The organism is Thalassotalea ganghwensis (assembly GCF_053485795.1).
Map to the genome: position 1 here is coordinate 1 of NZ_JBQRUM010000104.1, position 231 is coordinate 231.

1 pseudogene is annotated in these 231 nt (G+C 41.1%); it reads left to right on the forward strand.

Annotation, left to right across the window (positions count from 1 at the left end):
* Positions 1–231: pseudogene (locus ACSLUH_RS19720) on the forward strand (IS4 family transposase); the annotation flags it as partial.

Sequence of the window (231 nt, forward strand, 5' to 3'; positions counted from 1 at the left end):
CTATGAGAAAAGGAACTCAGTATGAAGTCGTTCGCTCTTTGGGTCGTCAAGACAAACTCATCAAACTAAAAACAACAGCACAAGCGAGAAAGAAGTTTGCTGAATTACCCGATGGTATTGAAGTGAGGTTGGTCACAAAAACGATTAAGGGAAAAGAGGTGAGCATCCTCACTTCACTGACCGACCCAATGCGTTTTCCTAAAGCTGAAATAGTAGACTTATACAGTGATA